The 8,493-nt window shown below is 69.6% G+C and carries 10 protein-coding genes and 1 pseudogene; 6 read left to right on the forward strand and 5 right to left on the reverse strand.

Translation table 11 applies throughout. The features are described from left to right. Window positions 1–50 precede the first annotated feature (50 nt). The 4 genes and pseudogenes from FXN61_RS24265 (at window position 51) to FXN61_RS52565 (ending at window position 3,575) form a co-directional block, all read left to right on the forward strand. On the forward strand, window positions 51–698 hold the full coding sequence (locus FXN61_RS24265) for a TetR/AcrR family transcriptional regulator (RefSeq protein ID WP_312877960.1): 648 nt from the start codon (window positions 51–53) through the stop codon (window positions 696–698). Continuing rightward, complete coding sequence (locus FXN61_RS24270; protein WP_223165571.1) at window positions 685–1,227, forward strand: SMI1/KNR4 family protein; 543 nt, start codon at window positions 685–687, stop codon at window positions 1,225–1,227. The genes FXN61_RS24265 and FXN61_RS24270 overlap by 14 nt, the downstream gene beginning before the upstream one ends. Before the next feature lie 128 nt (window positions 1,228–1,355). After that, window positions 1,356–3,161, forward strand: a pseudogene (locus FXN61_RS24275) (glycoside hydrolase family 3 protein); the annotation flags it as partial. A 27-nt stretch (window positions 3,162–3,188) separates the two neighbouring features. Beyond that, on the forward strand, window positions 3,189–3,575 hold the full coding sequence (locus tag FXN61_RS52565; RefSeq protein WP_312877962.1) for a carbohydrate-binding protein: 387 nt from the start codon (window positions 3,189–3,191) through the stop codon (window positions 3,573–3,575). On the opposite strand, the gene FXN61_RS24280 is transcribed toward FXN61_RS52565, so the two are convergent. Both FXN61_RS24280 and FXN61_RS24285 read right to left on the reverse strand, forming a co-directional pair. Further along, window positions 3,572–4,423: an SDR family NAD(P)-dependent oxidoreductase gene (locus tag FXN61_RS24280; RefSeq protein WP_167976347.1), complete on the reverse strand. Its 852-nt coding sequence runs from the start codon at window positions 4,421–4,423 to the stop codon at window positions 3,572–3,574. The genes FXN61_RS52565 and FXN61_RS24280 overlap by 4 nt on opposite strands. A gap of 80 nt (window positions 4,424–4,503) precedes the next feature. Then, a complete protein-coding gene (locus tag FXN61_RS24285) occupies window positions 4,504–5,349 on the reverse strand; it encodes a helix-turn-helix domain-containing protein (RefSeq protein ID WP_167976348.1) in 846 nt (281 codons plus the stop codon). 131 nt (window positions 5,350–5,480) lie between these two features. Here FXN61_RS24285 and FXN61_RS24290 point away from each other — a divergent pair, with 131 nt between their 5' ends. Further along, the gene (locus FXN61_RS24290; RefSeq protein ID WP_167976349.1) at window positions 5,481–5,690 is read left to right on the forward strand and encodes a tautomerase family protein; all 210 of its coding nucleotides are present in this window, start codon (window positions 5,481–5,483) and stop codon (window positions 5,688–5,690) included. 176 nt (window positions 5,691–5,866) lie between these two features. Next, window positions 5,867–6,214 carry a hypothetical protein gene (locus tag FXN61_RS24295; protein WP_167976350.1) on the forward strand — a complete coding sequence of 116 codons (348 nt, stop codon included), beginning with the start codon at window positions 5,867–5,869 and terminating at the stop codon, window positions 6,212–6,214. Between the two features lies 1 nt (window position 6,215). Here FXN61_RS24295 and FXN61_RS24300 read toward each other — a convergent pair whose 3' ends face one another. From FXN61_RS24300 to FXN61_RS24310, 3 genes are all read right to left on the reverse strand, one after another. After that, window positions 6,216–7,775, reverse strand: a complete 1,560-nt coding sequence (locus FXN61_RS24300; protein WP_167976351.1) for a CHAT domain-containing protein — start codon at window positions 7,773–7,775, stop codon at window positions 6,216–6,218. Then, window positions 7,772–8,164: a tetratricopeptide repeat protein gene (locus FXN61_RS24305; protein ID WP_167976352.1), complete on the reverse strand. Its 393-nt coding sequence runs from the start codon at window positions 8,162–8,164 to the stop codon at window positions 7,772–7,774. Before FXN61_RS24305 ends, FXN61_RS24300 begins: the two co-directional genes overlap by 4 nt. Before the next feature lie 7 nt (window positions 8,165–8,171). After that, window positions 8,172–8,493, reverse strand: a 322-nt coding sequence (locus FXN61_RS24310; RefSeq protein WP_376770718.1) for a hypothetical protein, incomplete at its 5' end; no start/stop codon positions are given.

An 8,493-nucleotide genomic window follows, 5' to 3' on the forward strand; every position in this document is an offset into this window, starting at 1 on the left:
CTCCTCCCTTACACCTGTAAGGCTGCCTTACGAGTGTAAGGTTCGTCAACGTGGCACGGCAATCACTGACCAGGGACCGGGTGCTGGAGGCCGCGATCCGGGTCGCGGACCGCGGCGGTCTTGAGGCGATCTCGATGCGGCGGGTGGCGCAGGAGCTGAACGTCGAGGCGATGTCGCTCTACCACCACGTGCCGAACAAGGACGCGATCCTCGACGGCGTGGTGGACGCGGTGTTCGCCGCGATCGACCTGCCGCCTACGGGATGCGCCGACTGGCGTGACGTGATCCGTGCTCGTGCTGCCTCCGCACGTGCGGTGCTGTCGCGGCACAGTTGGGCTCTCGCGCTCATGGACTCACGACGCAACCCCGGCCTCACGACGTTGAGGCACCACAACGCCGTTCTCGGTGTACTGCGAGAGGCTGGGTTCTCGGTGGCGATGGCCGTGCACGCCATTTCGCTCATCGACAGTTATGTCAACGGGTTCGTCATTCAGGAGGCGAGCATGCCGACCGACCTGGACGTGGTCGGTGGCGACATCCTGGCTCGCGCGGACGAGTTGCCGTACATCAGGGAAGTGGTCGAGCACGCCCTGCGGCCGGGCTACTCCCCCGCCGACGAGTTCGGCTACGGGCTCGACCTCCTCCTCGATGCGCTCGAGAACCGCCGGTCTGTACCGTGCGCGCGTGGAGATCACTGACGACCGCGCTTTTCCTGCCGCGCTGGCCGCGTTGAGCGGCATCGAGTTCCCCTGGGACTACGACGAGAAGACCGAGACCCCGGCGCCGAGCAACATCGACTACGAGCCGTACGACGAGTTCGAGTCCGCCGAGGAGACGACCGACTGGGTCAGGGCCTGGACCGGCAACAAGGAGCTCGACGGCAACGCGTTCCGGGTGTTCGGGCAGGACGGCACCGGTGGCCTGGCCACGTTGTGGCTGGTGCGGCCGGGACCATTGGCCGAGCAGCCGGTGGCGTTCTTCGGATCCGAGGGCGAGGTCGGGGTCGTCGCTTGCAGCCTGGGCGAGTTCCTGTGGCTGCTCGCCGGTGGCGTCGGGCCGCTGGAAGCCGTGCAGTTCGGGTCGGACAGCGGTGTGCCGCACGAGGAACTTCGTGCCGTCGCCGAGAAGTACTCCGGCATCGAGCCGCGCACGCCCGCGGAGGTGCTGGCTGCCGCCCGTGCGGAGTTCCCGGACTTCGAGGAGACCGTGCAGTCCTGGTGTCGTTGAAGCCTCGGGGAACCGGTCCTCGTTCCGGTTCCCCGATGGTCTATACCACTTTGCGAGCAGGGCTTACGCTCAGTTAACCCTGTTGTGCCGCAAGGTAAACAGGACCTCGTCCCCCGGAGGTCTGCCTCATGAGAAAGTTCCTCGCGGCCGTGCTCCTGCTGACGGCCGCAGTTCCCACCGGTACCGCCGCCGCAGCCGACCCGATCTACAAGGACCCGACTCAGCCGATCCCGGCGCGCGTCGCGGATCTGCTCGGCCGGATGTCGCTCGACGAGAAGGTCGGGCAGATGACGCAGGCCGAGCGCAACGCGGTCAGCAACGCCGACCTGACGAACTTCCGGATCGGCTCGCTGCTGTCCGGCGGCGGTTCCGCGCCCTCCCCGAACAACGCCGGGTCGTGGGCGAACATGTACGACAACTTCCAGCAGGCGGCGCTGGCCACGCCACTGGGCATTCCCATGATCTACGGCGTGGATGCCGTGCACGGGCACAACAACGTCGTCGGCGCCACGATCTTCCCGCACAACATCGGCCTCGGCGCGACCCGTGACCCGGCGCTGGTGCAGCGGATCGGCCGCGCTACGGCGGAAGAGGTGTCGGGCACGGGTATCGACTGGGACTTCGCGCCGTGCCTGTGCGTCGCGCGCAACGACCGTTGGGGCCGCACCTACGAGTCGTTCGGTGAGACGCCCGAGAACGCGACGTCGATGACCACGATGATCACCGGCCTGCAGGGCGCGAAGCTGTCCGATCCCGGCTCAGTTCTCGCCACGGCCAAGCACTACCTCGGCGACGGCGGCACGACCGGCGGCGACGACCAGGGCGACACCCAGCTCAGTGAGGCCGAGTTGCGCGCGATCCACCTGCCGCCGTTCCGCGAGGCCATCGCGCGCGGCGTCGGCTCGGTGATGATCACCTACAGCAGCTGGAACGGCACGAAGCTGCACGGCCACAAGTACCTGATCACCGACGTGCTGAAGAACGAGCTGGGCTTCAGCGGCCTGGTCGTGTCGGACTGGAACGCCATCGACCAGATCGACGGCCAGCCCGGCTTCACCGCCGCCGAGGTCCGCGCCTCGATCAACGCCGGCCTCGACATGATCATGGTGCCGACCGAGTGGCGCTCGTTCATCACGTTGCTCAAGGCGGAGGTGCAGGCCGGCCGCGTGCCGATGTCGCGCATCGACGACGCCAACCGCCGCATCCTGACCAAGAAGTTCGAGCTCGGCCTGTTCGAGAAGCCGCTGTCCGACCGCTCGTACACGCCGACCGTCGGCAACGCGGCGCACCGCGCACTCGCGCGTGAGGCCGTGCGCAAGTCCCAGGTGCTGCTGAAGAACCAGAACGGCGTGCTTCCGTTGCCCAAGACCGCGAGCAAGCTGTTCGTGGCGGGCAAGAGCGCGGACAACATCGGTTACCAGAGCGGCGGCTGGACGATCTCCTGGCAGGGAGGCAGCGGACCGGTTACGCCGGGAACCACTGTGCTGCAAGGAATTCGCTCGGCCGTGTCGACGTCCACCACGGTGACGTACAACCGCAACGGCACCGGCATCGACGGCACCTACCAGGCCGCGATCGCCGTGATCGGTGAGACCCCGTACACCGAGGGCGTGGGCGACCGGCCCGGCGGCATGGGCCTCGACAGCGAGGACCTGGCGACGCTGTCGACTTTGCGAGCGTCCGGCGTGCCGGTGGTCGTGGTGCTGGTCTCCGGCCGGCCGCTGGACATCGCGGCCCAGTTGCCTGGCTGGCACGCCTTGGTCGCCGCTTGGCTGCCGGGCACCGAGGGCAACGGTGTCGCGGACGTCCTGTTCGGCGACCACCGCCCGACCGGCACGCTGCCGTTCACGTGGATGCAGAACGCCGGCCAGCAGCCGATCAACGTCGGCGACGGCAAAACCCCGTTGTTCGCCCACGGTTTCGGCGCGCAGTTCCCGGCCACGCAGAACGCCTACGCGCTGATCGGCGCCTCGTACTACGACGAGCAGCGCGGAACGCAGGTCGAGCGCTGCACCGACTCGGGTTGCGGCCAGAACGTCGGCTACCTGACGCCGGGCGACTACGTGGCTTATGCGGACGTCGATTTCGGTGCCACGCCGCCGACCTCGGTCACCACCCGGATCGCGTCCGCCTCCACGGCGAACGGCACGCTGCAGTACCGGCTGGACAGCCCGGCCGGTCCGGTGATCGCCACCGTGTCCGCGGCGAGCACCGGTGGGTGGCAGACGTGGACCAGCCGCACGGCTGCCGCTTCCGGCGCCACCGGGGTGCACCGGCTGTACATCGTGGCGACCGGTGGCACGGGTGGTGACCTGGCGAACGTGAACTGGTTCCAGTTCGCCCGCTAGTAACGCACGCCAGTTGCGCTCTCCGACAACTCCCACAAGGCGTGGGCTGCTTCGAGGTCTGTCGCAACAGGACGCAACGGCTCTTGTGCAGGCGCCGCCCGTCGACCTGGACCGATCATGGTCGCGGACGGCGCCTCCCGCGCTGTCGCCGCGTACAGCAACGGCAGCGCGCCTTCTTCGGCTGAACGGCCGACGATCCGCGCCATCGCGGTTCCGAGCACCGCCTGCAGCCTCGAACTGTTCTTGCCCTGCAACGGAGTTCGAGCCATTCCCGGATGGGCGAGGTAGCTGCCCACCGGCGAACCCGCGGCCTCCAGGCGGCGATGCAGTTCCAGGCCGAAGAGAACGTTGGCCAGCTTGGAGTCGGCGTAGGCGCGGGTGTGCGAGTAGCCACGGCGCTCGCCGAACCTCCCGTACCTGTACATGTACGACGACACCGTCACCACCCGCGGCTCGATTCCCTTGGTCAGCCGCGGAAGCAGCAACCCCGTGAGGGCGAAGTGGCCGAGGTGGTTGGTCGCGAAGTGGCTCCCGTGCCCCTGCGGGCTCAGCGTGTGCGCCTGTCCTGCGACGCCCGCGTTGTTGACCAGCAGGTCGACCGCGTCCACCTCGCTCGCGAAAGCACGGACCGAGTCGAGGTCGAGCAGGTCCAGCCGCCGGACCTCCACGTCGCCCTGAAGATCGGCGCGCGCCGCCTCACCTCTCGCCGTGTCGCGTACGGCCATGATCACCCGAGCGCCACGCTGGGCGAGCCCGGCCGCGACGATCAGGCCTAGGCCGCTCCCGCCACCGGTCACCACGGCGGTGCGACCGGTTTGGTCGGGGATCTGGTCCGATGTCCACGTCAAGGCAAGCTCCTTCAAGCGGATAGAGAATCCGTTTCTTGGAGGTTAGCCTGTGAACGCGGTTCCTACAACGACGACGCCCGCTAGCCGACCGTCGAGCGAGGTTCCGGCCGTTCGACGAGGTCCTGCACCCCAATGACGCCGAGCAGTTCCAGCTGCCCGACCGCTGGACTGCCGGGCGGGGCCGTGAAGAACTGCAGCCGCTGCCGCCCGTCCTCGCTGAACAGGTTCTGGCAGTGGATCTCCACGACCCCCAGCTCCGCGTGGACGATCCGCTTGCGCTCACCGCGCCGCACCGCCACGTCGCCCGTGTCCCACAACGCCGCGAACTCGTCGCTGGCCTCGCGCAACCTCGCGATCATCTCCCTCGACGGCTCGTCGTGCCCGCGCCGCGCCACGGCCGCCCTCAGGTCCTGAACCAGCACCTTCGAATGGTGCGGATGGTCGTCCGCCGGATACACATCGCGCGTGCCCGGCTCCTCGAACCAGCGCAGCAGAAAACTTCCACGGCCGGGCGGACCGAGCAGCGCCGTCGCCAACCGGTTCTGCACCAGCGTTTCGTGCAGGTCGGTGATGATCCGCGCCGGCGTGGTGGCGAGCCGGTCGAGCAGCGCGAGCATGGCCGGCGGCACGTGCGAGACGTGCGCGGGAGGCGCGGGCCTGCCGGCGAGGCGGAACAGGTGCTCGTGTTCGTCGGCGTCGAGCCGCAGTGCCCTGCCGAGCGCGGCCAGCATCTGCGCCGACGGCTGCGCACCACGACCGCGTTCCAGCTCGATGTAGTAGTCCACCGACGCCCCGGCCAGCTGCGCGACCTCGTCCCGCCGCAACCCCGGCACCCGCCGCCGCGGCCCGCTGACCAGCCCGACCTCCGCGGGCGTGATGCGGGCACGGCGCGACTGCAGGAACAGACCCAGCTCGGCGAGGTTCACCCGTCCAGTGTCGCCGACCGGTCTCGCGGTGAGCCAGGGGCCCGCAACCCCTGGGTCAACGCCGCCTGGTTGCTTCCCGGTTCTCCCCTCAGGCTCGAAGTCGATTCATCCGAGAAAACGAAGGAGCAGCAATGCCGTTCGCCAACCTGAAGGTCCCCGCCGGCACCCTCACCGCCGAGCAGAAGGAAACGCTCGTCGGCAAGGTCACCGACCTCTACGCCGAGACCTTCGGCGACGCCGTGCGCGCCAACACCATGGTCCTCGTCGACGAGGTCGTCGACGGCGGCTGGGGCATCCGCGGCGAGGTCCTCACCCTCGCCAAGATCACCGCTCGGTCGTAACGCAGGCCGCCGCCCCACAACGCACGGGCGTCTGTCGCAACAGGACGCAACGCCTTCCGCGACAGGTGCAGCGGCGACCCGGCCCGATCAGGGTCGCCGTTCCGGCGGGACCGCCCAGCGGAACAACCGTCCACTTGCGCGCGCCTTCGACCGCCGCCCGCCGCTACCGTCCAGCTGTGCCGCTTGCCAAGCTCGTCGCGACCAAGGCCGGCGAGGTCAGCCAGTTCCTCATGGACATCGCCATCGCCAACGTCGGATACATGACCACGCTGGTCAAGATGGCGACGACGTTCGCCGCTGCTTTCGTCGAGGCCACGTGCGAGACGGTGGGGGTGCTCACGATCAAGGACGCGATCCAGAAGCTCTCCGGAGCGATCGGTGCTCTCACGGAGCAGTACCTGGGTCTGATGGCGGAGGGTGCCAAGAGGATCGTCGACGTCTGCGCCAAGCTGCGGACGCTCATGGCGCTCATGAGCGACACCAACCTGCCCGGCGGGCGCTGGCCGCAGGCCGTCACCGGCTGAGCTACGCGCCGACGCAGACGAAGCCGTTCGGCCGGTCCAGTTCCTCCTGGGCCTCTGCCAGCGCCAGCGCCGGCGAGCGGCCGTCGCGCAACCGGCGGTGCACCGCGATCATCAGGTCCTTGGTCTCCGCGTCCGGGACGGGGACGACCGAGGCGATCAGCCGCGAGGCGCCGCGTTCGAGGAACGTCGCGGCGAGGCCCAGGAGTTCGTTGCCGGACACGACCACGGACCTGCCGACGTCGCAGGCGGCCATGATCACGGTCTCCGGGACCTGTTCGAGGCGCTGGACGTCGTGGACCACCAGGGGGCCGTCGTGCAGGGACAGCGCCGAGAACAACGGGTTGTCCGGGTTGAGCCGGCCGTGGGCGGCGAGGTGCACGGTGCCTGCCGTGCCGAGCGCCTTCAGAACGTCGTCCACCGTCGCGTTGTGCGGGTTGGACGTCTGGTGGATCTCCGCCACGGCTTCGGCTTCTTCCTCGGCACCGGGCAGGCCAGGACCGCTGGCCACCGCGAAGGTCCTCGGTCGGGCAGGCCGGTTCGCCGCGGTGTGCCAGAGCGTCGCCGAAGGTGAGACGACGACCGGTTTTCCTTGGCACGAAGGCAAAGTCGACCACGGGACGTCGTGCAGCACGCCGGTCGGCACGACGACCAGCGGCCGATCGCACCGCGGCAGGAGGAGATCGTCCAGCTTGGCGGCGGTGGCGCGCAGCAGGTTCCTGATCTCCGGGCGTGGCCGCCTCGCCAAGTGTCGCAACGCGAACGGCACGCGTTCGAGCAGATCGCTGATCTCGCGAACGGAGCCCACCGTGCGCAGGTCCAGCCGTCCATTCGCGAGGGTCAACGCCAGCAGGGAGCCGTCGATCTCGATGAACTGGACCAGCACGCGGTCGCCGAGGTCCAGTTCGGACGGCCGGACCGGGTCGGTTGGGCCGTCCGTGGTCGCTCGGAGCAGACGGCTGCGGTTCTTGATCTGACGCTCCAGCTCGACCTGGCGGTGTTCGAGCTTCAGGGTGGGGAGGCCCTCGGCTCGGGCGCGTTCGAGTTCGGAGGCCGTGGCGCGCAACTGAGGGAGGAGCGAGGCGAGTTCCGGGTCGTCGGGTGGGCGGACAGGGCGGTGGAGGAACCTGCTGGCGCGGCCGCGTTCGGACCATTCGAAGACGTCCGCGGGCCTGCCCGCGTCCAGAGCGACACGCAGGCCCAGCGAGGCCAGGTCCGCGCGGTGCATGGCCGAGTGAGCGCGGAGATCACTGGCGCCCAGCGCGGCGTGGTTCTCGTCGAGAACACGGAGGCCGCGTCGTGCGGCTGCCGCGGCGGAACGTGGGTTGGTGCGCCGGCGCAGCAGGGCTTCCGCGTACCAGCCGCGGGCTCGCAGCGAGGCAGGGCCACGAACCCGCGCCTGGCTCGCGATGGTCAGATGCGAGACCGCGCGTGCAGGCTGTCTTCGGCGTTCGGCGACGAGAGCCAGGTCGATGTGCGCCTGGACCACGGCGGCCGGGCGGCCCCTCAGTGCGGCCACCATGCCATCGGGGTCGCTGATCCGGCACGGCTTCCCGGCGCTCAACGCCGCCCTGAGCACCGTCGACCGGGCCAGAGCGGCGTGATGATCACGACCCTGCCTGGTGAACTGGGCCAGCGCGGCGTGAGCGTGCTGACCGGCGGCGGCCAGTCGGAGGCCAGCAGAGCGGCGTCCGCGAGCAACAGCCGGGTCTCGGGGACCTTGAGCCGGCGGCCATCGTCGCGGAACGCCGTGACGGCCTGAGAAGCGTGGTCGCGGGCTTCGCTCACCAACCCGACCGACAGCAGCAGCTCGGCGCGGTCCTGGAGGACGGGCGCGAGCTGACCGCCGTGCTGGGCGATGATCCGCTCGGCGCGGTCCAGATGCGCCAGAGCAGCCGGAACGTCACCGCGGCGGCTCTCCACGAAGCCGAGGTTCTCGGCGATGATGCCCACGACGAGGTCACGGCCGACGTTGCAACGCGAGCTTGTCGCCGCCGCGGCGCAACGCGCGCTCGGCGGACTGGTAGTCGGCGAACGCGTCGTCGAGCCGGCCGAGGTGGTAGAGGATCACGGCGCGCTGTCCGCGAGCACGAGCACCGAGCGAAGGGACCGCCCGATCGACCTCGCGCAGGGCGGAGGACGCACGGCCCTGGTGCACGAGAGCGAACGCGAGCTTCATCCGGCTTTCCGCCGCCGCTGTGCCCACGCCCAGCCGGACAGCCCGGCGAAGGTGCCGCGACCGCCTCGTCGACCTGGCCGCACTGGGACAGCGCATCGACCCA

The organism is Lentzea indica (assembly GCF_012184385.1).
Taxonomy (GTDB): domain Bacteria; phylum Actinomycetota; class Actinomycetes; order Mycobacteriales; family Pseudonocardiaceae; genus Lentzea; species Lentzea indica.